This window comes from Ramlibacter sp., assembly GCF_035554825.1.
GTDB lineage: Bacteria > Pseudomonadota > Gammaproteobacteria > Burkholderiales > Burkholderiaceae_C > Ramlibacter.
This window is the reverse complement of the sequence record NZ_DATMHS010000045.1, coordinates 1-22,499: the sequence shown is the minus strand read 5'-3', so window position 1 is coordinate 22,499 and position 22,499 is coordinate 1. Positions and strand designations below refer to the sequence as shown.

The following is a 22,499-nucleotide window of genomic DNA, read 5'->3' as shown; positions in this document are numbered from 1 at the left end:
CAGCGGCGCCACTCGAAAGCCCCATGAGGCTGGCCCTCGGCATCAGCTATGACGGACGGCCGTACCAAGGCTGGCAGAGCCAGCCCTCTGGCCAGACCGTGCAGGACCAGCTCGAGCGGGCGCTTGCCCTCTTCGCGGCGCGCCCCGTCGCGACGGTCTGTGCCGGCCGCACCGACGCCGGCGTGCACGGCCTGATGCAGGTGGTTCACTTCGACACCGACGTCCAGCGCGAGGAGTTCTCGTGGGTGCGAGGCACCAACCGCTACCTGCCGCCGGACATTGCTGTCGAGTGGGCGCGGACGGTGCCGGACGCCTTCCACTCGCGGGCCAGCGCCGTGGGCCGCCGCTACGCCTATCTGCTGCGGGAATCGCCGGTGCGTCCCAGCGTCGATGCGGGGCGCGTCGGCTGGGTGTTCCGGCCGCTCGACGGCCGGGCCGTGCGCCAGGGCGCCGCCCTCCTGCTGGGCCAGCACGACTTCACCTCGTTCCGCGCCGCCGAGTGCCAGGCCAGGTCGCCCGTCAAGACGTTGCGGCGGGTCGAAGTGAGCCAGCGCGGCGCCTACTGGCGCATCGATTTCGAGGCCGACGCCTTCCTGCACCACATGATCCGCAACATCATGGGCTGCCTGGTCGCCGTCGGCCAGGGACTGCATCCGCCGGGCTGGATCGGCGAAGTGATCGCGGCGCGCAGCCGCGACGCCGCCGCCCCGACCTTCGCGCCGGACGGTCTGTATTTCCTCGGCCCGGTCTATCCGCCGGAATGGAACCTGCCCAGCCGCACCCCTGCGTATGATTGGATTCCATGACCCCTGCCAGCCCGCCCGGCCCTCGCACCCGGATCAAGATCTGCGGCCTGACGCGCGAGCAGGACGTGGATGCGGCCGTCGCGGCCGGCGTCGACGCGATCGGCCTGGTCCTGTACCCGAAGAGCAAGCGCTTCGTGGCGCCGCAACGCGCCGCCGAGCTGGCGCGGCGGTTGCCGCCCTTTGTGACGCCGGTCCTGCTGTTCGTCAACGAGGACCCGGCCAAGGTGCTGGCCGCGTGCGAGCTGGTGCGCAACGCCTGCCTGCAGTTCCACGGGGACGAGACTCCCGCGGACTGCCTGGCCGCGACCGGCGGCGGCGCCCGCCCCTTCCTGCGGGCGGCCCGTATTCCGCTCGGCGACGCCGATGGCTTCGACTTGCTAGAATTTGCCGGCAACTATCCGCAGGCGCAGGCCATCCTCCTCGACGCGCACGTCGAAGGCTATGGTGGTGGCGGCAAGCCCTTCAATTGGTCACTTCTTCCTCCAAGCGTTCCCGCTCACCTCGTCTTGTCTGGTGGGTTGACGCCTGCAAACGTGGGCGATGGCATGGCGCAGGTGCGGCCGCGTTGCAGGACGCTGGCCGTTGACGTGAGCTCCGGGGTCGAGCTTGACGGCCAGCCCGGCCGCAAGGACCCGGTCAAGATCCACCAGTTCGTCGCGGCCGTGCGCGCCGCCGACGCGCTCCTCGCCCAGTGATCCCATGCCTTCCTACCAGCAACCTGACGCCAGCGGCCATTTCGGCATCTACGGCGGCAGCTTCGTCAGCGAGACGCTGACCCACGCCATCAACGAGCTGCGCGACGCCTATGCGAAGTACCAGCACGACCCCGAGTTCCTGGCGGAATTCCGCTACGAGCTGAAGCACTTCGTCGGCCGTCCGTCGCCGATCTATCACGCCGCCCGCATGAGCCGCGAGCAGGGCGGCGCGCAGATCTATCTCAAGCGCGAGGACCTCAATCACACCGGCGCCCACAAGATCAACAACGTGATCGGGCAGGCGCTGCTCGCCAGGCGCATGGGCAAGCCGCGGGTGATCGCCGAAACCGGGGCCGGCCAGCACGGCGTCGCCACGGCCACGATCTGCGCGCGCTACGGCATGGAATGCGTGGTCTACATGGGCAGCGCGGACGTGAAACGCCAGAGTCCCAACGTCTACCGCATGAACCTGCTCGGTGCGACCGTGGTGCCGGTGGAATCGGGCAGCAAGACGCTCAAGGACGCCCTCAACGAAGCGATGCGCGACTGGGTCACCAACGTCGAGAACACCTTCTACATCATCGGCACGGTGGCCGGTCCGCACCCCTATCCGATGATGGTGCGCGATTTCCAGAGCGTCATCGGCGAGGAATGCCTGACGCAGATGCCGGAGATGACCGGCGGCCAGCCCGACGTGGTGGTCGCTTGCGTCGGCGGCGGCAGCAACGCGATGGGCATCTTCCATCCGTACATCCCGTACGAGCACACGCAGCTGATTGGCGTCGAAGCCGCCGGCGAGGGCCTCGACAGCGGCAAGCATTCGGCGTCGCTGCAGCGCGGCTCGCCGGGCGTGCTGCACGGCAACCGCACCTACATCCTGCAGGACGAGCACGGCCAGATCACCGAAACGCACAGCGTGAGCGCCGGCCTCGATTACCCCGGCGTGGGGCCGGAACATGCCTGGCTCAAGGACAGCGGACGGGCCGAATACGTCGGCGTCACCGACCGGGAAGCCCTGGACGCCTTCCACTACCTGTGCCGCACCGAAGGCATCATCCCGGCGCTCGAGTCGAGCCATGCCATCGCCTACGCGATGAAGCTGGCGCGCACCATGAAGCCGGAGCAATCGATCCTGGTGAACCTGTCCGGCCGCGGCGACAAGGACATCGGCACCGTCGCCGACCTGGCCGGCGTCGATTTCTACGACCGGCCCTCGATGCGCGGGCTGCAGGTCAAGGGCGCCGGGAAGGCCGGTTCATGAGCCGGATCGCGCAGACCTTCGCCGCACTCCAGGCGCAAGGGCGCAAGGCGCTCATTCCCTATGTCACCGCCGGCTTTCCTTTTGCCGACATCACCCCTGCCCTGATGCACGCCATGGCCGGCGCGGGCGCCGACGTCATCGAACTCGGCGTCCCCTTCTCCGACCCGATGGCCGACGGGCCGGTGATCCAGCAGGCGGGCGAGCAGGCGCTCGCGGCCGGGGTCGGCATGAAGCAGGTGCTGGCGATGGTGCGCGAGTTCCGCGAGCGCGACGATCGGACGCCGGTGGTGCTGATGGGATACGCGAATCCGGTCGAGCGCTACGACTTGATGCATGGCCGCGACGCGTTCGTGCGCGACGCCGCCGCCAGCGGCGTCGACGGCATCCTGATCGTCGACTATCCGCCGGAGGAATGCGAAGAGTTCGCGGCCAGGCTCAAGGCGGCCGGCCTGGACCTGATCTTCCTGCTCGCGCCCACCAGCACCGACGAACGCATGCGCCAGGTCGCGCGCGTCGCCAGCGGCTACGTGTACTACGTGTCGCTCAAGGGCGTGACCGGCGCCGGCCATCTCGATACCGCCGCGGTGGAGCAGATGCTGCCCCGGATCCGCCGGCACGTGGCCGTTCCGGTTGGCGTCGGCTTCGGCATCCGCGATGCCGCCACGGCGCAGGCGATCGGCAAGGTGGCCGATGCCGTGGTGATCGGCACCCGGATCATCCAGCTGCTCACGGACCAGCCGCGCGAGCGCGCGCTGGCTGCCGTGGCCGAGTTCCTGCGCGGAATCCGGTCCGCCCTGGACGCATAATCCATCCTTCTGGTTGAGGAAAGAAACGATGAGCTGGCTCGAAAAACTGCTGCCGCCCAAGATCCAGCGGACCGACCCGGCGGACCGCCGGCAGGTTCCCGAAGGCCTGTGGGTCAAGTGCCCGAGCTGCGAGACCGTCCTGTACAAGACCGATCTCGAGCAGAACCAGAATGTCTGCCCCAGCTGCAGCCACCACCACCGCATCGGCGCGCGCGCCCGCCTCGACCGCTTCCTCGACCCGGAAGGCCGCTACGAGATCGGCCAGGAAGTGCTGCCGGTCGACGCGCTGAAATTCAAGGACAGCCGCCGCTATCCCGAGCGCCTGCAGGAAGCACTGGAGAACACCGGCGAGACCGACGCGCTCATCGTGATGGGCGGCGCCGTCCACAGCATCAGCGTGGTCGCCGCCGCCTTCGAATTCGACTTCATGGGCGGCAGCATGGGCAGCGTCGTCGGCGAGCGCTTCGTGCGCGGCGTCGAGTCCGCGATCGAGCAGAAGGTGCCGTTCATCTGCTTCACCGCCACCGGCGGCGCGCGGATGCAGGAGGGTCTGCTCTCGCTGATGCAGATGGCCAAGACCAATGCGGCGCTGACGCGGCTGGCGAAGAAGGGCCTGCCCTACATCAGCGTGCTGACCGACCCGACCATGGGTGGCGTCAGCGCCGGCTTCGCGTTCGTCGGCGACATCGTCATCGCCGAGCCGAAGGCGCTGATCGGCTTTGCCGGCCCGCGCGTGATCGAGTCGACGGTGCGCGTGACGCTGCCCGAGGGCTTCCAGCGCGCCGAGTTCCTGCAGGCCAAGGGCGCGGTCGACTTCATCTGCGACCGCCGCGAGCTGCGCAAGACCGTGGCGCACGCGCTGGCGATGCTGCAGCGGCAGCCGGCCGACGCGGTGAGCTGAGCTCGCCGGCCGGGTCGCGACGACGCTGCGTGGCGGCGCCAGGGCGTGCCGCTCGGCCCGCCGTCCCGTGCCTCCCGGCTGTGGGCCGGGACGACCCGCCCGCGACTAGTGCATCGCCCCCGCCTGCAGCGCCGAAATCACGATCGACGCCACCTGCAGCACGAGCAGGAACACCAGCGGCGACAGGTCGACGCCGCCGACCAGCGGGATGATGCGCCGCCAGGGCCGCAGCAGCGGCGCGCAAAGACGATCGATCACGTCGGCCATCGGCGAATCCGCGTTCACCCACGACAGCACCGCATAGACGATCACGAGCGCCGTGAGCGCCGAGATCGCGAGCTTGAGCAGTTCGAAGACGGCCAGCAGCGGCAACAGCGCGGCCGAACCCGGCTGGCCGGCGACGAGCCAGAGCAGGACCACTTGCAGCAACTGGACCAGGAAGGCGGCCACCAGGCTCGCCGTGTCGATCCGCTTGATGGCAGGCAGGATGCGCCGCAGCGGCAGGACCAGCCAGTCCGTGAGCGCGAAGACGAAGCGTCCGAGGGGATTGCCGAACGGGACGCGCTGCCACTGCATGTAGAGCCGCAGCAGGCACGCGCCGCCAAGCAGGCCGGCGGCGACGTCCAGCAGGAAGGAAAGGATTTGATAGCCCATACGCTCCGGTGAAGTGGCTCATGGGATGATAGCGGCCAGCCACCGGGAATTCGATGCCCCCCGTCCTCACTTTGCAGTCGCTGCCGTTGTTTCCGCTGGGCGCGGTCCTGTTTCCGGGCGGCCTGCTGCCGCTGCGCATCTTCGAAGTGCGCTATCTGGACATGATCGGCCGCTGCCGGCGCGCCGGCGCGCCGTTCGGTGTCGTGTGCCTCACGCAAGGCAGCGAAGTGCGCCAGCCCGGTCGCTCCGAGGCCTTCTGCCAGGTCGGCACCCTGGCGACCATCACGCACCTGGAAACGCCGCAGCCGGGCCTCATGATGGTTCGCGCCAGCGGCACGCAGCGCTTTCGGATCACGCGACGCGACCAGCTCCGGCACGGCCTGTGGGTGGGCGACGTCGAACGGCTGCCGGACGACCGCGCCGTGCCCATTCCAACCGACCTGCAGCCGACGGCCGACGCGCTGCGCAAGCTGATCGAGTCCCTGCAGCAAAAGACCGTCGGCAGCGAGCTGCCGCTGCAGCCGCCATGGCGGCTGGACGAGTGCGGCTGGGTGGCCAACCGCTGGTGCGAGTTGCTGCCGTTGCCGAACACCGTGAAGCAGCGGCTGATGGAGCTGGACAACCCGCTGGTGCGCCTGGAGTTGGTCAGCGACGTGCTGGCGCGCACCGGCATCGCCAAGTAGCGCCCCTAGCGCGGCGCGTACTCCGGCACCTGGCTGCGCAGCCACTGGCGCACGGCGAACGAGTCGGGCGCCGGGCCGGCCTGGTCGATCCAGCACGTCACCGCGGCGACGTCCGCCGTCGGACCGCTGGTCTTGGCCACGCGCAGCTTCGGGTGCGGCGTCGGCTCGGTCGTCTCGTCGTCGGCCAGCAGTTCCTCGAACAGCTTCTCCCCCGGCCGCAGGCCGGTGTAGCTGATCGGGATCTCCTCCTCGGTCTTGCCCGAAAGCCGGATCAGCATCCGCGCGAGCTCCACGATCTTTACCGGCTCGCCCATGTCCAGCACGAAGATCTGGCCCGAACTTCCCATCAGCCCGGCCTGCAGCACCAGCTGCGCCGCCTCCGGGATCGTCATGAAGTAGCGAACGATGTCGGGATGGGTGACGGTGACCGGCCCGCCGCGCGCGATCTGCGCGGCGAACAGCGGCACCACCGAGCCGCTGGAGCCCAGCACGTTGCCGAAGCGCACCGACACGTACTGCGTCGCCGGGTGCTGCGCGGCCGCCCCCTGCACCATCAGCTCCGCCAGGCGCTTGCTCGCGCCCATCACGTTGGTCGGGTTCACGGCCTTGTCGGTGGAAATCATCACGAAGCGCCGCGCGCCGCATTCGCCGGCCACGCGCGCCGCGTTGAGCGTGCCGACGACGTTGGTCCGCAACGCCTCGATCTCGTTGAGCTCTTCCATCAGCGGCACGTGCTTGTAGGCCGCCGCATGGAGCACGACCGCCGGACGGTGCTGCAGCGCGATCGCGCGCAGCCGCTCCACTTCGCGCACGTTCGCCGTGTAGTAGCTGCCCTGCATCTGCGGATGCGCCGCGCGCAGCTCCTGTTCGAGCTGGTAGATCGCATATTCGGAGACGTCGACGCACACCAGGCGCCCCACTCCGAAGCGCGCCACCTGCCGGCACAGCTCGGAGCCGATCGAGCCGCCGGCGCCGGTGACCAGCACCGTCTGGCCCGAGAACAGGTCCGCCAGCCCCGCCGCGTCGAGCTGCACCGGGCTGCGACCGAGCAGGTCTTCGAGCTCGATCTTGCGCGGCCCGGGGCTGTCGGTCTTCAGCCATTCGTCGGGACGCGGCATCGTCAGCAAGGTCAGCTGCGCGCCGGCGGAACCCAGGAGCGCCTGCTGCCGCTCGGGCGAGCCGGGCGGGCTGGCGATCAGCGCCGCGGCGGCCTGCGCCGACTCGCAGATGTCCGCCAGCGACGCGAGCTGGCCCAGCACGCGCACGTTCTGGATCGAGCGGCCGACCTCGGCGCGGGCCGGCGAGACGATGCCGACCGGCTGCCACTGCTGCGACCCCTTGAGCGCCCGCAACGCGTCCGACGCGTCCTGCAGGTAGCCGACGATGACCAGCCGGCGCCCGCCCGGCCCCGCCGTCCGCCGCTCGGCGAGCGTACGCCAGCCGGCGCGGGCCGCGCCGAGCAGCACCAGCGCGATCAGGGGCTGCAGCAGCAGCACCGAGCGCGGGAAATCGGGCAGGCGCTGCATCAGCACGGCAGCCGCCGTGAGCAGCCCGCCCAGCAGGATGCCGGCGGCGAGTTGCCGCAGCTCGGGCAGACCGATGTAGCTCCAGACCTGCCGATAGACGCGCGACAGCAGCAGCGCCAGCGTGTAGCCGGCCAGGCTCCACGGCGCGGCCCGCAGCGCAAGCCGCGCGTAGTCGGGCGGAATGTCGAAATTGAATCGCAGCCAGAAGGCGCCCCAGCCGGCCAGCAGCACCAGCGCGAGATCGACCGCCAGCAGCAGCACCGTGTTTCTAGGCAACCGCACCCGCATCCTCCGCGATGGCGAGGGCGCGCCGCAGTTCGTCGATCACCCGCTGCTGCTGGTCGGTCGTCAGGTTGGATCCCGACGGCAGGCAGACGCCGGATTCGAACAGCTGCCCCGACACGTCGCCGCCCTGGTGCCCGAAGTACGGCGCGCCGTGGAACAGCGGCTGCAGGTGCATCGGCTTCCACACCGGGCGCGCCTCGATGGCGTGCCGCTCGAGCGAGCGCAGCACCAGGTCGCGGCGCTCGCGTCCGCGCTCGCCCGCCAGGGTGAAGCAGGTCAGCCACCGGGTCGAATGGAAACCCTCGGGCTCCGGCATCCACTGCAGCAGCGGCCCGGCGCTGGCCAGTTCGGTGCGGTAGGTCTCGAACACCTGGCGGCGCTGCGCCACCCGCTGCTCCAGCACCTTCAACTGGCCGCGCCCGATGCCCGCGAGCACGTTGCTCATGCGGTAGTTGAAGCCGACCTCGACGTGTTCGTAGTGCGGCGCCGGCTCGCGCGCCTGCGTGGCGAGCTTGCGCGCCCGTTCGACCAGCGCCCCATCGTCGGCCACCAGCATGCCGCCGCCGGAAGTGGTGATGATCTTGTTGCCGTTGAACGAATAGATGCCGATGCGCCCGAACGTGCCGCTGGCGCGGCCGCGATAGCGCGCCCCCAGCGATTCGGCGGCGTCTTCCAGCACCGGCACGCCATACCGCTCGCACAGCGGCAGGATCGCCTCCATGTCGGCGCTCTGGCCGTACAGGTTGACCACGATCACGCACCGCGGCAGGCGCCCCTCGCGCTTGGCCCATTCGAGGGCGCGCTCGAGCGCCGGCGGCGACATGTTCCAGGTCTGCGGTTCGGAGTCGATGAACACCGGCCGCGCGCCGCAGTACAGGATCGGATTGCAGCTGCCCACGAAGGTGAGCGAAGAGCAGAACACCGTGTCGCCCGGGCGCACGCCCAGCAACAGCAGCGCCAGGTGGATCGCTGCCGTCCCCGAACTCACCGCCGCCGCGTGGCCGACGCCCACGTGCGCCGCCAGTTCGCGCTCGAAGCCGTCGACGTGCGGGCCCAGCGGGGCAATCCAGTTGGTGCGGAACGCGTCCTCGACGAAGGCCGTCTCCTCCTCGCCCAGGTGCGGCGAGGACAGCCACACCCGCTGCGTCAGATCGCGCCGGAACATGACGTCCACCGGCCGGCCGGCGGCATCCACCACCGGGAGGTGATCGATCTGGTGCTGGTCGAGCAGCGCCAGGCCTGCCGACATCGTGGCGCTGGTCGCCAGCGTGATCGGCGGCTGCTCGGGCAGGTCCGCGATCGCGGCGTTCTCGCTCACGTGACCGAGCGCCGCGCGCCGCAGGTCACCGTCGGTCAGCGTGCGCCGCAGCCGACCATCGGGATGCAGCACCAGCAGCACGCCGCGCGCGGTCCGGTTCAGGGCGGCGAGCGCCGCGCGCAGCGTGGTCGACGCCGGCATGCACAAGGCCGCGAATTCGTCTGCGTTCATTTCAGTCTCCGCGCCGGCACGCCCGCGTAGCGGCCGGCGGCCGGCAAGTTCCCGCACACCGCGGCGCCCGCGCCGATGACCACGTTGCTGCCCACCCGCACCCGCGGCAGGACGGTCGCGCCGCTGCCGACCAGCACGTCGCTGCCGACGTCGACGGCGCCGCCCAGGGCCGCGAGCGGCGCGATGTGGCAGAAGTCTCCGACCTGCACGTCGTGGTCCACCACGGCGCCATGGTTCACGATGACGGCCCGGCCGAGTCGCGCGCCCGGTGCCACCACGGCCTGCGCCGCGACGAAGCAGCCCGGCCCGACGCTCGCGTGCCCGGCGACGCTGGCGCGCGGATGGACGACGGTGGCGAGCGACTTGCCGCCAAGCGCACCGGCTTCCTTGCGCCGGCTCGCCGCGTCGCCGATGGCGATGTGCACGGCGTCCGCGAGGGCGGCGGCTTCATCGACCGGCAGCAGCGCGACGCCGGGCAACAGTTCGCCCCGGCAGCGCTGCGGGTCGCGGTCGGTGGCGATCACGCGCGACCAACCGCCGCTGGCGAGCGCTGCGTCGGCCACGACGCGGCCGTGGCCGCCGGCCCCGAAAATCAGCAAGGTCGACACCGAGTCCAGCCCCTCCAGCTTCAATAGACGTTGACTTTTTCCAGCAGGCGCGGCCCGCAGGGGAGCGTGGCCAGCAGCTCGGCGATGCGCTCGCCCGCCCTGCCGTCGCCCCAGCGATTGTCACACGGCCATTTGCCGTGGGCGACGGCGCCGCGCAGCGCCGCCTCGATCGCCGCGGCGTCGGGCACCGCGTCGGTGACGTTGGGGTTGCGCTCGCGCAGCCGCTGGCGATCGCCGACATTGACGACCGGCGTGCCGAAGGTCGCCGCCTCGATGATGCCCGCCGAGGAATTGCCGGCCAGCGCCGCGCAATGCCGCAGCGCCGACGCGAACAGCGCGCGCGGCATATGCGTCAGGCGCCGCGATCCGGGCGGCAAGCCGCCGCGCCCGAGCACGTCCAGGATCCCGCGCGAGCCGGCGTCGGCATTCGGCTCCAGCCAGACCGCGGGCAACCCGACGCGGCGCACGGCCTCGACCAGCGCCTGCGTCTGCTCGCCCGCGTTGGCGGCCTGCTGCACGACCGGGTGAAAGAGCACCAGGAAGAATTCCGCCGGGCCCGGCAATCCGAGCTGGGCCAGGCAATCCTGGCGCGACATCGAGGCCAGCTCGGCCAGGCCGTCCAGCCCGGGCGCGCCGGTGACGAAGACCCGCGCGTCGTCCTCGCCCATGCGCAGCAGGCGCTCGCGCGACTCCTGCGTGGCCACGAAATGGTAGGCGCTCAACTTGCTGATCGCGTGCCGCACCGGCTCGTCCACCGTGCCGGAGCGCTCGCCGCCGTGCACGTGGACGCAGGGCACGCCCACATGCAGCGCCGCGATCGCGCCCGCCAGCATCTCGCCGCGATCGCCGAGCACCAGCAGAAAATCCGGGCGCTCGCGATCCAGCACCGGCGTGATCCCGCGCAGGCACTCGGCGATGCCCAGCGCCATGCTCGCCGGCGTGCGGGTGCGCATGTCCAGCGGGATCTCGGCGAAGATGGGCAGGCCGGCCGCGCGGATGTCCTGCACCGTGTTGCCGTGGTCCGGACTCAGATGCATGCCGGTGACCGCGACCTGCAGCGACAGGTCCGGCCGGCCGGCGATGCGTCCGAGCGCGCGCTCCATCAGGCCGAAGTCGGCCCGGGTCCCGCTCAAATAGATGACGCGGCGCGCCGCGGCGGTCATGGCGCGGCGCCTTCGAGCTGGTCCCATTGCAGGACCGTGCCGGCGGCGATTGCCCGCCTGGCCCGGCGGCCCACGACGGCCGGCAGCTCGCGCGGCGCGATGCCGGTGGCCGGGCGCCGGCAGGCGAGCATCTCGGCGGTGACGGCCGCGCCGGCGGCGATGTCGGTCGCCGCGACGATGCTGCGGCGCGCGACGCGCGCCGTGTCGCGCTCCTGCGGTGACGGCGCCTTCACGCCGTCGCCGAGCATGGCGCTCACGCGGCGGATGCCGCCGACCAGGTCGCGGAACCCGGCGGGCTCCAGCGATGCACTGTGGTCGGGCCCGGGCAGGGTTCGGTCCAGCGTCAGGTGCTTCTCGACGACCGACGCGCCGAGCGCCACGGCCGCCAGCGCCGCTTCGATACCCAGGCTGTGATCCGAATAGCCGATCGCGACCTGCAGGTCGCGCGCCATGCTGCGGATCGCGTTGAGATTGAGCGCCTCGTCCGGCGCCGGATAGGCGGAGGTGCAATGCAGGACGGTGACCTCGCGCAGGTCGCCGCGCGCCGCGCCGATCCACTGCAGCGCCTCGCGGATCTCGTCCATGGTCGCCATGCCGGTGGAGACCAGCAGCGGCAGGCGCGCCGAGGCGGCGCGCTCCACCAGCGCGCGATGGGTGATCTCGCCCGACGACAGCTTGATCCGGCGCACGCCCAGCTGCACCAGCATGTCCACGGCGGCCACCGAAAAGGGCGTGGAGAAGAACTCGATGCCGATCGCATCGCAGTGCTGCTTGATCGCCCGGTGTTGGGGCAGCGACAGCTCCAGCTGCTGCAGCATCGCGAACTGGTCCTGCTGCCCGGTCTGGCGCGCCTGGTATTCGGCGGTGGGGGCGCCCGGCAGCACCAGGTCCTCGGCGCGGAAGGTCTGGAACTTCACGGCGTCCGCGCCCGCGGCCTTGGCAGCGTCGCACAGCCGCAAGGCCATCGCCAGATCGCCGTTGTGGTTCACGCCCGCCTCGGCGATCACGAACACGTGTTCAGCCATGCATGCCTCCGGCGCGGCGCGCGGCCAGCCACTGCGCGTAGTCGAAATCCTCGAGGGTGTCGATGTCCACCGACTTCCAGCGCGGCATCACGTACACGGCCGCGTGCACGCTCCACATGCCGTGCGTCGCGGCGCGGGCCAGCGCCGCGCGCTGCCACACGTAGATCGAGCCATTGAGGGCATAGACCGGCGGGACGTCCTGGCGCCGGCCGCTGCCCTGCCCCTTGCTCAGGTGCACCCAGCCGTCGGCGCCCGGCTCCACCAGGTTGAAATACGGGTTGTCGGCCGCTTCGGCGACGCTGAAGACGAGGTCGGCGTCGCGGCGCACCGCGAGCGCCGCCGCGATGTCGGCGCTCTCGCGCAGCGGCGACGTCGGCTGCAGGTCGACGATGCGCGCGATCTGCTCGCCGGCGCCCTCGAGGTGCGCGACGAGATGTTCGATCACCGGCAGCTTGCCGGCGTGGTCGGTCGCGAGTTCCGCCGGCCGCAGGTAGGGCACGGTGGCGCCGGCGCGGCGCGCCACGTCGGCGATCCGCTCGTCGTCGGTCGACACGTACACGCCGTCGACGGCGGCGCAGCCGAGCGCGTGGGCGATGGTGTGCTCGATCAGCGGCCGGCCGGCAAAGGGGCGGATGTTCTTGCCCGGCAGGCCCTTGCTGCCGCCGCGGGCGCAGATGGTGGCGATGGTGCGTCCGGCCACGGGCTCACCTCACAGCGCGAGAAAGCGCCGCAGCACGGCGAGGCCGGTCCCGGCGCTGCGCTCGGGATGGAACTGGCAGCCGTGCAGGTTGTCGCGGTGCACCGCCGCGCAGATCGCATGGCCGTCGTAGTCCACGTCGGCCAGCCGCACGCCGGGATCGGCCGGCTGCGCCGAAAAGGAATGGACGAAATACACGCGGTCGCCCGCGTGCGCGTCGGCGAGCATCGTCCCGTCCCACGGCGCGGCCGGTACGAGCGGCCGCCAGCCGATGTGCGGGATGCGGTGCGGCCGCCCGTCGACCCCGGTCGCCGGCACCGCGCGCACCTCGCCGCGCAGCAGGCCGAGGCCTTCGTGCCGCCCCATCTCCTCGCTGCGCTCGAACAGCACCTGCAGGCCGACACAGATGCCCAGGAAGGGCCGCCCGGTCTGCACGAAGCGCCGCACGAGGTCGTCGAAGCCGCGCGCCCGCAGTTCGGCCATGGCATCGCCGAACGCGCCGACGCCGGGCAGCACCAGTCGCGGCGCGTCGAGGTCCGCGGCGCTCGCCCGCTGCACGACCCTCACGGCGGCGCCGCAGTGCTCCAGCGCCCGCAGCACGTTGAGCTGGTTGCCGATGCCGTAGTCGATTACCGTGACCGGCACGCTCATGGTCGCACCTGCTCGCCGGCGCCCTGCCGCACGTCCAGTCCCGCGGCCAGCGCGTGGGCCTTGATCTGCGCCAACGTCATCCGTTTCCAGTGCAGCGCGTCGGCGATCGCGATGCCGGAGACCCCGGTGGCGCCGACCGCCGCCAGATCCTCGGGCCGGCCGAAGCCGCCGCTCGCGGTGACCGGCACGTTGACGGCGTCGCACACCTGGCGCACCAGCGCAATGTCGAAGCCCTTGCGGGTGCCCTCCTGGTCCACCGAAGTGAGCAGGATCTCGCCCGCGCCGAGTTCGACCCCGCGCCTGGCCCAGGCCACGACGTCCTGGCCGGTGCGCTCGCGGCCGTTGTCGGTGTAGGCTTCCCAGCGGTCGGGCGCCACGCGCTTGGCCTCGATCCCCAGCACCATGCATTGCGAGCCGTAGCGCCGCGCGACCTCGGTCACCAGTTCCGGCCGGCCGATGGCCGCCGTGTTGATCGCGACCTTGTCCGCCCCTGAATGCATCATGCGGCTGACGTCGTCGAGCGAGCGGACGCCGCCGCCGACGGTGATCGGCACGTACACCCGGTCGGCGGCGCGCTTGATGATGTCCGACAGGTTGTTGCGCTGGTAGAGGCTGGCGACGATGTCGATGAACAGCAGTTCGTCGGCGCCCTCCTCGTAGTAGCGCAGCGCGTGCTCGTGCGGATCGCCGACCACGCGCAGGCCCTCCAGGTGCACGCCCTTGATCAGGTTCGGCCCCTTGATGTCCAGCCTCGCGATGATGCGGACATGGCTCATGGGTGGCGTGGCCCAAAAGCCCTTGAACGCAGAGGACGCAGAGATGACGCAGAGAAATGCCTGAAGATTTTCCGGGGCGTCGCTGCGCCCTCTGCGGATCCATCGCGTCCTCTGCGTTCAAGAGATCGACGCGTGCGAAGACGACTCACGGCTCGTTACTCCTGCCAGACCGTGTGGCGCAGCTTCCATTGGCCGGCTTCGCGCTTCCACAGGTGCGGCGAGCGGAAGGTGTCGGCCAGCCGCATGAAGTAGCCGCGGTCGATCAGCGGCGACTCGAACATCTTCGAGGCCTGCGGGAACTCGCGCTCGGGGATGCTGAGGTAGCGGAAGATCTCGTCGGCGAAGCGCTCCGGGAACTCGCCGTCGTAGCGGCGCACCAGCGCCACGCCCTCGTCGCGCGTGATGTCGCCCGAGCGGATTTCCTGCGCCGCGTCGTAGGTGGCGCGGCCGATGCCGAACTTGGTGTACGTCGTGTAGTAGTGGAAGTCGTCGATCCGGTCGTCGATGCTGTTGTACTTGCTGTAGGTGCCCGGCGTGCGCTCGGGCGAGGCCTCGAAGCCGCCGTGCTCGACCGCGTAGTAGTAGCAGCTCTGCGGATGCCACTTCAGGTAGTAGCCGAGGTAGTGCACCTCAACGTTCTTCTTCTCGATCTGCGCCGGGTCGGCCGGCAGGTAGGGCAGCAGGTCCTGCTCCTCGAGCCCGAAGTCGTCGTACAGGCTCTGCACCGACGTGCCGCCCAGATAGATCTGCGACTTGTCCGCCGACGTGAAGTACGACCAGTCGCGCCTGGCGCTGTTGGTGTCGCCGATCGGGTTGCCGTATTCGGCCTCGTTCTCGCCGTAGATCACGAACGGAATGTCGTGCAGCAGCGCCATCTTCGGCGCCAGCGACTTCTGGCCGAAGATGAACGGCTGGAACGGATGGAACAGGTTCTCCACCGCCAGGCGCGTCAGCAAGCGGTGCACCCGCCCGTTCGGCGTCATCAGGTAGTTGTCGAAGCCGGCGTGCAGCCACGACTGGAAGTTCTTCCAGCCCCATTCGGTGTAGACATGCGGCGCCCAGGTGCAGGTGAGCGGGTGCATGCCGAAGCGGGTCTTCAGGACGTGCGACGCATAGAAGCTGTCCTTGCCGCCCGAGCCCGGCACCAGGCAGTCGTACCCCGACTTGCTGCGGAACTTGTCGCACAGCGCGGCCAGCTGGTCTTCGCGCTGCTTCCAGTCGATGGTGGCCTGCTTCTGCTCGGCGTAGCGGCAGGCGTCGCAGATGCCTTCCTCGTCGAAGGCGATGGTCGCCTTGCGGCTCGCCTTGGTGTGCTGGTACTCCACGGCCGAATTCGGCCGCTGGTTGGAGATCACGCAGCGCTTGCAGAAGTGGACGTAGCGCGGCAGGCCGTACTTGATGTCGGCGCGGTCCTGCGGGGCGTCGAACGCGGCAGGGTCGACGGGCTTCGGATTGGGGATCAATGGCATCGGGTGAGCGGGCGTTCAGGCCCCGTTCGAGGCGGCCGCGATGAAAAGGCGATTATAGAAATTCGGTCAGGACGCCCAGCACGCGCTCGGTGGCGCTGGCGGACGCGGCCGGCCCGGCCCGGCGCGGCTGGCGGGTCCATTCGTCGAGGGCCGGCGCCAGCCCCGACAGCGGCACCGCCGCATCGGCGATCCCGAAGCGGGCCAGCGGCATGGCCGATTGGAACACGGACCCCAGCACCTGGATGAGCCTGGCGCCGCACAGATGAGCCTCGAGACCGACCGTGGACGTCAAGGTGACCGCGGTGTCGACGGCGTGCAGCAGTTCCGGCAAGGGCCAGTCCTGACCGGTCAGGACGATGCGGTCGCTGGCAGGCAGCGCCGGCGGCGCTTCACCCGCGCGCGGACGCACGCACAGCACCGCGTCGGGCTGCGCCAGCGTCCACCGTGCCAGCCGGTCCAGCGCGCGTACGGGGAGGTCCGGGTCGCCTGGCGAGCCGTCGAACGGATGGACCGCCGGTTCCACCTGCGTCGGCCACAGCACCACCCGCCGACCGTCCCAGCCCTGCTGCAGCCGCAGCTCGCGGCCGCGGCGCGCGGTCCCGGGGTCGGTCAAGGCATCGAAGGCCGGGTTGCCGGTCACCACGACCTGCTCCGGGCGGCGGCCGGCGCCGACCAGGAAGTCGCGCACCTGCTCGTTGAGCACGCACACCCGCTGCGCGTAATCGGCGGCACCGATCCAGCGCACCTCGTCGATGGCGAACAGGTCGACCATGCAGACACCGGGAATGCCGGCGCGGCCGGCGGCGATGGCGGCAGCCCGCTCGGCCCGGGGCGAGTTCGTGACCACCAGCAGGTCCGGCCGGGTGCGCTCCAGGATCCGGGTCAGCGTGCGCACCGGCAGGAAGGCCTGCCGGCCCAGCTGCGCGTAGCGCCGCCGCGCCTCGGCCTCGCCCAGTTCCGCTTCGAGGTCGGCGAAGGACAGGCCCAGATAGGCTTCGCTCTCGGCCAGGTCCTGCACGCCCTGCAATTGGGCGACCAGCTCGCGGCCGCGCCGCAGCGCCGGCTCGTCGCCCGGCTGGATGAAATCCCTGAACTGCAGCAGCGGCAGGCCGGCGGCCCGCACCACCGGCGCCGCCGTGGTGAGCGCCAGGATCTGCACCTGCGCCAGGCCCCGCGCCCGCAGGGCGGCGGCGACCGGCACCACCATCCGCACATGGCCCGAGCCGTAGCAGACGAACAGAACCTGCTTCATGGCGCGAACTCGGCCGACCACAGCGCCAGCGCGGCCAGGGCCCGCAGTTCGCGCGTGCGGTTGGCGGTTCCCTCGCGATGCGCCGCCAGCATGGCCTCGACCGGCTCGGACCGGAACAGCCGCCGTAGCAGCTCTGAGCCGCGCAGGGTGTCGCGCAGCCAGGGGTAGCTGTCGCGGCGGAACCACTCGCCGACCGGCACCGTGAACATCTGCTTGCGCCGGTACGCCAGGTCGTCCCCGATCAGCGGCGCAACGGCCCGCTTGTACCAGTGCTTCTTGTCGCCGCCGTGCAGCTTGGTCGCACCGCGCGAGCGGAAGGCCAGCTCCATCATCCGCCAGTCCAGAAACGGCGTGCGGGCCTCGATCGAGACCGCCATGCCCATCCGGTCCGGCTTCACCAGGTTGTTGCCCGACAGCAGCAGCTGCATGTCCAGGTAGAGGGCCTGATTGAGCCGATCGAAATGCGCGGCCTGCTCGAACCAGGGCTGGGCCGCGGCCCGGAAGCTGTCGATGGCGGCCAGACGCGCCGCGACCGCCGGCGTGTAGAGATCGTTCTTGGCCTGCGGCGAGAACAGCGAAATCGAATCGAAGTAGGCGCGCCGGAACGCCGCTTCGTCCAGCGCCGCCGCCTCGGGTCGCGCGAAGAAGTCGGCGTATTTCTCGTAGCCGGCGAACAGCTCGTCACCGCCGTCGCCGGTGAGCACGACCTTGACATGCCGCGCGGCCAGTTCGCTCACCCGCAGCGTCGGCATGAAGGAGGCATCGCCGTGCGGCTGGTCGAGGTGGTGCAGCACCTGGGGCCACCGATCCAGCATGTTCAGCTCGGCAATCTCGCTGGTGTGTTCGCAGCCGAAGCGGTGCGCGGCTTCGGCGGCGAACCCGGATTCGTCGAAACGCGGGTCGGCGAAGCCGATGCAGAACGTCTTGACCGGCTGCTGCACATGCCGGGCCATCATGGCCACGATCGTGCTGGAGTCGACGCCGCCCGACAGGAACGCGCCCCATGGCACGTCGGCGCGCAGCCGGATGCGGGTGGCGTCTTCCAGCGTGGCCATGAACTCCTCGGCCCAGGCCCCGAATTCGCAGTCCCGCTCGCGCTGCGCCGCGAGGTTCCACCAGCGCTGCGTCTGCACCCCCTGCCGCGTGAACTTCATCCAGGTGCCCGGCATCACGTGCCGCACGCCCTGCCAGATGGTCCACGGCGCCGGGATGTAGTTGAAGGTCAGGTAGTGGTGGACGGCTTCGAGATCCACCCCGTCGAGGCCGCGCCGCGCCGCCGTCCACGGCAGCATCGCCTTGAGTTCGGAAGCGAAGACCGCGCGTTCGCCATCGTCGGCGACGTAGAGCGGCTTGACGCCGATGCGGTCCCGGGCGAGATAGAGCGCGTCCTCGCGGGCATCGTCGATGGCGATCGCGAACATGCCGTTCAGCCTGGACAGACAGGCGATCCCCTCGCGTTCGTACAGCCGCAAGATGACCTCGGTGTCCGACGCGGTCCGCAGCGCCACGCCGGCACGGCGCAGGTCGGCGGCAAGTTCCACGTAATTGAAGATCTCGCCGTTCTGGACCACCGCGATCCGTCCGTCGTCGGAGACGAACGGCTGGTGGCCGTGCGCCAGGTCGATGATCGACAGCCGCCGGTTGCCGATGGCGACGCCGCGCCGCGGCTGATGCCACACCCCGGCGTCGTCGGGTCCCCGGTGCACGAGCTGGCGCCCCATCTCCGCGATTGCCGCCTCGTCGAGCGCTCGCCGCGTGCGGTCCCAGTAGCCGAAGATGCCGCACATGGCTAGTTGGCTCCCTTGCCGGTCAGGCGACCCAGGGTCCTGGCCATGATGCGCAGGTCCAGCCACACGCTGTGCTCGCTCGCATAGCGCAGGTCCAGCGCGAGACGCTCTTCGGGCGTCGCGCTCGAACGCAGCATGGCCTGCGCGAGGCCGGTGATCCCGGGCCGCACGCTGCAGCGTTGCGCCCACTGCGCGTCGGTGTAGAGACCACGCTGCGCCGGCACGTCGGGCCGTGGTCCGACCAGGCTCATGTCGCCGGCGATCACGTTGAACAGCTGCGGCAGCTCGTCCAGGCTGGTGCGCCGGATGAAGCGGCCCACCCGGGTGATGCGCGGGTCGTTGTCGCTGGTGAAATAGGGGCCGATCGCGGCCGCGTCGTGAACCATGCTGCGGAACTTGTACATGCCGAACTGGCGCCCTGCCAGGCCCACCCGCTGCTGGCGGAACAGCACCGGCCGGCCGCTTTCGATCAGCACGGCGAGCGCCACCAGCGCCAGCACGGGCGACAGCAGCGCCAGGGCGAGCAGCGCCACCACGACGTCCAGGGCCCGCTTCATCGCAGCGGCGGCAGGCTCGCCGCCACCTGGCGGATCGTCGAGGCGATGCGCACCCGGTCGGCCTCGACCTGCGCGGCGTCGCGCGACGCGAGCTGGTGCTCGGCCTGGCGCAGGTCCGCCACCGCCGCTTCGAACGGCAGTGCGTCCTCGGGTCGATGGAACGTGCGCGAGAGGATCACGGCGCCCGAGCCCAGCCGCAGGTGCTCGGCAAGGACGTCGCGGCCGGTCACCTGCCCCTCGTTCATGCGGGCGATGCCGCCGAAGCCGAACGGCAGGCCGGCGCCAGCGGCGGCCGCGGCGACGCGATCGACCAGACCGAGCGCCAGCGGCTCGAACATGAAGCGGTGTCCCAGCGAAAGGTGCAGGTCGTTGAGGCCGACGTAGACCTCGCCCAGGCCCGGCGTGGCGACCCATTCGTCGAGCGATTCGAGCGCGCCGGCCGTCTCCAGCAACGGCACGATCGGGGCGCGGCCGGCGACGATGCCGGCGAACTCGCGCAGCTGCGCGGCGCGCGTGAACATCGGCAGCATCAGCAGGTCGGCGCCGCCCGCCAGCGCCGCGGCCACCTCGTCCGCCGTGCGTTCGTGCAGCGGGTTGACGCGCACCATCAGCCGCGACCGGCGCAGCACCTGCTTGATGCGGGCGACGTCAGCTGCCTCGTGCACGCTGATGAAGGTATTGCGGCCGGCCTGGCGCTGCGCCTTGCCCAGGCGCTCCAGGTCGACGAAGAGGCGAAAGCCGCCCAGTTCATCGCACCGGCGCGCGAAGCCGGGATCGTTCGTGATCTGGATCAGTTCGAGCATGAAGCGAGCGATTATCGCGCGAGGGCCGTGCGCAGATCGGCGCTGCCCCACCAGGTCATGGCCAGCACCAGCAGCCCGGCGGCGGCGGCGGCGGCCAGCCCGGGCCAGACGCCCGCGCCCGCGAAGGAGGCAAGGGAATGCGTCAGCACCGCCACGGCCAGCAGCGCGCCCAGCGAGATCGCCATCGCCCGCCACGGCAACCATGCGCGCACCTGCGCTCCGACCGCCGCCACGGCGACGACGGCGACGATCGCGAACAGCGCATCGAGCAGCAGCATCAATGCCGCGCCGTCGCTCCAGCCGGACCCGCCGGCCAGCAACAGCAGCGCCAGCGCCAACGCGTAGCCCAGCACCGCGGGCTTCAGCCGGCCACGCGCCGCCAGCACCGCCAGCGTGACGGCGATCAGCGCCTGTGGCAGCAGGCTCCAGGCGCCCAGCGTCCCCCACTGCGCGACGCGCGCCAGCGCCGCCGGCTCCATCCGGCCCCAGCCGAAGAGCAGCCCGGCGATCGCCGGCGCTCCCACCAGCAGCGCCGCCGCTGCGCCGCAGGCCAGGGCCCAGGCCAGCGCAAAGGCGCTGCGCACGGCCGCGCGCGCGGCCGCCAGGTCCGGGCCGGCCAGGGCGCGGGCGATCGCCGGCAGCGCCAGCGTCGCCACCACCTGGATCGCCAGCATGAGGGGCAGCTCCACCAGCTTCCAGGCGTAGTTGAAGGTGGCGAGCGCGCCGGCACCGCCTTGCGAAGCGATCGAACGGGCGGCGAACGGCAGCGCCAGCGGCAGTCCCGCCGAGAGCGCCGCCCACAGCCAGACGCTGGTGCGCGGCAGCGCCGGTGCGGCGGCTGGCGCCTGCCGCCGCGGCTCGGCCGGCCGCGCGCGCCAGCGCAGCCACGCGAGCCGCGCCAGCATGGCCACCAGCAGTCCACCGCCCAGCCAGCCGACGGCCGACTGGCGCGGCGCGGCCGCCGTCAGTGCGATCGCGCCGATCAACAGCGCGTTGACGACCAGGTTGGCCGAATACATGCCGGTGAAGTCCTGTTCGTGCTGCAGGCGGGTCGTCCACACCGCCGCCAGCAGCGCCGCCGGCAGGGCGATCGCGCTCCAGACCAGCGCCTGGGCCCCGGCACCGCGCAGCGCCGGCGGCAGGCCGGCCGCCAGCCAATGCAGCGCGGGCTGGCGCCACAACACCAGCAGGACGCCCAGCAGCACGCCGGCGCCGACCAGCCGCGTGGCGACGCGGCGCTCGGTGGCATGCACCTGCCCGGCCGCCTGGCCGGCCCAGGCCGGCACCAGCACATAGGCGAGGGCGCCGCTGGCCAGGACGCCGGCCACCCAATCGGGCAGGGTCAGCATCAGCACGGCGACGTCGGCCAGGCCCGAGGTGCCGAAGGCGGCCGCCAGCGCCGACTCGCGCCCCAGGCCGAGGAGGCGGCTGGCCAGCAGCAAGGCGAGCGACAGGGCGCCGGCTTTGAGGAACATGGCGGGATTATCGAGGGGCGGCGGGCGGGCACCGCTTGCAAACTAAAATCATGCTTTCGCCCGCCGATTCCCGCACCCTCCCCTCATGTCCGACCATTCCTCCCAAGCTCCTGCCGCGCCCGTCGCCGACGAGAACCAGTTGATCGCCGAACGGCGCGAGAAGCTCAAGGGCCTGCGCGAGGCGCAGCGCCAAGGCAAGGGCGTCGCCTTCCCCAACGATTTCAAGCCGGGCCATCGCGCGGCCGCCCTGCTGGCGCACCACGGCGCGAAGTCCACGGAGCAGCTGGCCGAACATCCGACCCAGGCCAGCATCGGCGGACGGATGATGCTCAAACGCGTGATGGGCAAGGCGAGCTTCGCCACCCTGCAGGACGCGACCGGGCGCTTCCAGATCTACGTCACGCGCGACGGTGTCGGCGAGGAGACCTACGCCGCGTTCAAGCAGTGGGACCTGGGCGACATCGTCGCCGCCGAGGGCGTGCTGTTCAAGACGCGCACCGGCGAGCTGTCGCTGCAGGCCAGCAGCATCCGCCTGCTCACCAAGAGCCTGCGGCCGCTGCCGGACAAGTTCCACGGGATCGCCGATCAGGAGGTGAAGTACCGCCGGCGCTACCTCGACCTGATGATGGACCAGACCGCGCGCGACCGCTTCGTGGCGCGCAGCAAGGCGGTGGGCAGCATCCGCGACTTCATGGTGTCGCACGGCTTCCTCGAGGTCGAGACGCCGATGCTGCATCCGATCCCCGGCGGCGCCAACGCGCGGCCCTTCGTGACGCACCACAACGCGCTGGACCAGGAGATGTTCCTGCGGATCGCGCCCGAGCTGTATCTGAAGCGGCTGATCGTCGGCGGCTTCGAGCGGGTGTTCGAGATCAACCGCAACTTCCGCAACGAAGGCATCTCGGTGCGCCACAACCCCGAGTTCACGATGATGGAGTTCTACGCGGCGTACTGGAACTACCAGGACCTGATGGACTTCACCGAGGCACTGCTGCGCGACGCGGCCACCAAGGCGGTGGGCACGCTGCAGCTGACGTACAGCGGCCGCGAGGTGGACCTGTCCAAGCCGTTCGAGCGCCTGACGATCCCCGAGGCCATCGTGCGCCACAGCGACGCGGGCGACAACGTGG

General features: G+C 70.9%; 22 protein-coding genes. 7 read left to right on the top strand and 15 right to left on the bottom strand.

All coding sequences use genetic code 11. From position 1 onward, the window contains the following. Nucleotides 1–23 precede the first annotated feature (23 nt). The 5 genes from truA to accD are packed head-to-tail and all read left to right on the top strand — an operon-like array spanning nucleotide 24 to nucleotide 4,469. A complete protein-coding gene (gene truA / locus VNT59_RS05015) occupies nucleotides 24–806 on the top strand; it encodes a tRNA pseudouridine(38-40) synthase TruA (RefSeq protein WP_325497223.1) in 783 nt (260 codons plus the stop codon). Beyond that, nucleotides 803–1,501 (top strand): phosphoribosylanthranilate isomerase, encoded by a 699-nt coding sequence (locus VNT59_RS05010; protein WP_325497222.1) that lies wholly within the window; start codon nucleotides 803–805, stop codon nucleotides 1,499–1,501. The genes truA and VNT59_RS05010 overlap by 4 nt, the downstream gene beginning before the upstream one ends. Nucleotides 1,502–1,505: 4 nt before the next feature. Continuing rightward, nucleotides 1,506–2,762, top strand: a complete 1,257-nt coding sequence (gene trpB, locus VNT59_RS05005) for a tryptophan synthase subunit beta (RefSeq protein ID WP_325497221.1) — start codon at nucleotides 1,506–1,508, stop codon at nucleotides 2,760–2,762. After that, nucleotides 2,759–3,568: a tryptophan synthase subunit alpha gene (trpA, locus tag VNT59_RS05000; protein ID WP_325497220.1), complete on the top strand. Its 810-nt coding sequence runs from the start codon at nucleotides 2,759–2,761 to the stop codon at nucleotides 3,566–3,568. Before trpB ends, trpA begins: the two co-directional genes overlap by 4 nt. Before the next feature lie 28 nt (nucleotides 3,569–3,596). Then, complete coding sequence (gene accD / locus VNT59_RS04995; protein WP_325497219.1) at nucleotides 3,597–4,469, top strand: acetyl-CoA carboxylase, carboxyltransferase subunit beta; 873 nt, start codon at nucleotides 3,597–3,599, stop codon at nucleotides 4,467–4,469. A gap of 105 nt (nucleotides 4,470–4,574) precedes the next feature. Here the strand turns inward: accD and VNT59_RS04990 are convergent, their stop codons facing one another. Continuing rightward, nucleotides 4,575–5,123 carry a YggT family protein gene (locus VNT59_RS04990; RefSeq protein WP_325497218.1) on the bottom strand — a complete coding sequence of 183 codons (549 nt, stop codon included), beginning with the start codon at nucleotides 5,121–5,123 and terminating at the stop codon, nucleotides 4,575–4,577. 53 nt (nucleotides 5,124–5,176) lie between these two features. Here VNT59_RS04990 and VNT59_RS04985 point away from each other — a divergent pair, with 53 nt between their 5' ends. Then, nucleotides 5,177–5,806 carry an LON peptidase substrate-binding domain-containing protein gene (locus VNT59_RS04985; RefSeq protein ID WP_325497217.1) on the top strand — a complete coding sequence of 210 codons (630 nt, stop codon included), beginning with the start codon at nucleotides 5,177–5,179 and terminating at the stop codon, nucleotides 5,804–5,806. 5 nt (nucleotides 5,807–5,811) lie between these two features. Here VNT59_RS04985 and VNT59_RS04980 read toward each other — a convergent pair whose 3' ends face one another. From VNT59_RS04980 to VNT59_RS04915, 14 genes are all read right to left on the bottom strand, one after another. Further along, a complete protein-coding gene (locus tag VNT59_RS04980) occupies nucleotides 5,812–7,614 on the bottom strand; it encodes a nucleoside-diphosphate sugar epimerase/dehydratase (RefSeq protein ID WP_325497216.1) in 1,803 nt (600 codons plus the stop codon). Further along, nucleotides 7,601–9,106, bottom strand: coding sequence for an aminotransferase class I/II-fold pyridoxal phosphate-dependent enzyme (locus VNT59_RS04975; RefSeq protein WP_325497215.1), 1,506 nt, complete (start codon nucleotides 9,104–9,106; stop codon nucleotides 7,601–7,603). The genes VNT59_RS04980 and VNT59_RS04975 overlap by 14 nt, the downstream gene beginning before the upstream one ends. Further along, on the bottom strand, nucleotides 9,103–9,738 hold the full coding sequence (locus VNT59_RS04970) for a NeuD/PglB/VioB family sugar acetyltransferase (protein ID WP_325497214.1): 636 nt from the start codon (nucleotides 9,736–9,738) through the stop codon (nucleotides 9,103–9,105). The genes VNT59_RS04975 and VNT59_RS04970 overlap by 4 nt, the downstream gene beginning before the upstream one ends. Continuing rightward, a complete protein-coding gene (gene neuC / locus VNT59_RS04965; protein ID WP_325497213.1) occupies nucleotides 9,735–10,877 on the bottom strand; it encodes a UDP-N-acetylglucosamine 2-epimerase in 1,143 nt (380 codons plus the stop codon). The genes VNT59_RS04970 and neuC overlap by 4 nt, the downstream gene beginning before the upstream one ends. Further along, nucleotides 10,874–11,902, bottom strand: coding sequence for an N-acetylneuraminate synthase (gene neuB, locus VNT59_RS04960; protein WP_325497212.1), 1,029 nt, complete (start codon nucleotides 11,900–11,902; stop codon nucleotides 10,874–10,876). Before neuB ends, neuC begins: the two co-directional genes overlap by 4 nt. Further along, the gene (locus VNT59_RS04955; protein WP_325497211.1) at nucleotides 11,895–12,602 is read right to left on the bottom strand and encodes an acylneuraminate cytidylyltransferase family protein; all 708 of its coding nucleotides are present in this window, start codon (nucleotides 12,600–12,602) and stop codon (nucleotides 11,895–11,897) included. The genes neuB and VNT59_RS04955 overlap by 8 nt, the downstream gene beginning before the upstream one ends. 9 nt (nucleotides 12,603–12,611) lie before the next feature. Continuing rightward, nucleotides 12,612–13,250 carry an imidazole glycerol phosphate synthase subunit HisH gene (hisH, locus tag VNT59_RS04950; RefSeq protein WP_325497210.1) on the bottom strand — a complete coding sequence of 213 codons (639 nt, stop codon included), beginning with the start codon at nucleotides 13,248–13,250 and terminating at the stop codon, nucleotides 12,612–12,614. Next, nucleotides 13,247–14,026 (bottom strand): imidazole glycerol phosphate synthase cyclase subunit, encoded by a 780-nt coding sequence (locus VNT59_RS04945; protein ID WP_325497209.1) that lies wholly within the window; start codon nucleotides 14,024–14,026, stop codon nucleotides 13,247–13,249. The genes hisH and VNT59_RS04945 overlap by 4 nt, the downstream gene beginning before the upstream one ends. Nucleotides 14,027–14,181: 155 nt before the next feature. Continuing rightward, nucleotides 14,182–15,495 (bottom strand): N-acetyl sugar amidotransferase, encoded by a 1,314-nt coding sequence (locus tag VNT59_RS04940; protein ID WP_325497208.1) that lies wholly within the window; start codon nucleotides 15,493–15,495, stop codon nucleotides 14,182–14,184. Nucleotides 15,496–15,547: 52 nt separating this feature from the next. Beyond that, a complete protein-coding gene (locus VNT59_RS04935) occupies nucleotides 15,548–16,747 on the bottom strand; it encodes a UDP-glycosyltransferase (protein WP_325497207.1) in 1,200 nt (399 codons plus the stop codon). Then, on the bottom strand, nucleotides 16,744–18,534 hold the full coding sequence (gene asnB, locus VNT59_RS04930; protein WP_325497206.1) for an asparagine synthase (glutamine-hydrolyzing): 1,791 nt from the start codon (nucleotides 18,532–18,534) through the stop codon (nucleotides 16,744–16,746). The genes VNT59_RS04935 and asnB overlap by 4 nt, the downstream gene beginning before the upstream one ends. Before the next feature lie 2 nt (nucleotides 18,535–18,536). Then, entirely contained in the window at nucleotides 18,537–19,091 is a 555-nt protein-coding gene (locus VNT59_RS04925; protein ID WP_325497205.1) for a sugar transferase, read from the bottom strand. Next, nucleotides 19,088–19,894 (bottom strand): aldolase/citrate lyase family protein, encoded by an 807-nt coding sequence (locus VNT59_RS04920; protein WP_325497204.1) that lies wholly within the window; start codon nucleotides 19,892–19,894, stop codon nucleotides 19,088–19,090. The genes VNT59_RS04925 and VNT59_RS04920 overlap by 4 nt, the downstream gene beginning before the upstream one ends. A gap of 11 nt (nucleotides 19,895–19,905) precedes the next feature. Continuing rightward, the gene (locus tag VNT59_RS04915; protein ID WP_325497203.1) at nucleotides 19,906–21,369 is read right to left on the bottom strand and encodes a lipid II flippase MurJ; all 1,464 of its coding nucleotides are present in this window, start codon (nucleotides 21,367–21,369) and stop codon (nucleotides 19,906–19,908) included. Between the two features lie 85 nt (nucleotides 21,370–21,454). Between VNT59_RS04915 and VNT59_RS04910 the strand changes: the two genes are divergently transcribed. Further along, a partial coding sequence (locus VNT59_RS04910; RefSeq protein WP_325497202.1) for an amino acid--tRNA ligase-related protein occupies nucleotides 21,455–22,499 on the top strand: 1,045 nt, incomplete at its 3' end.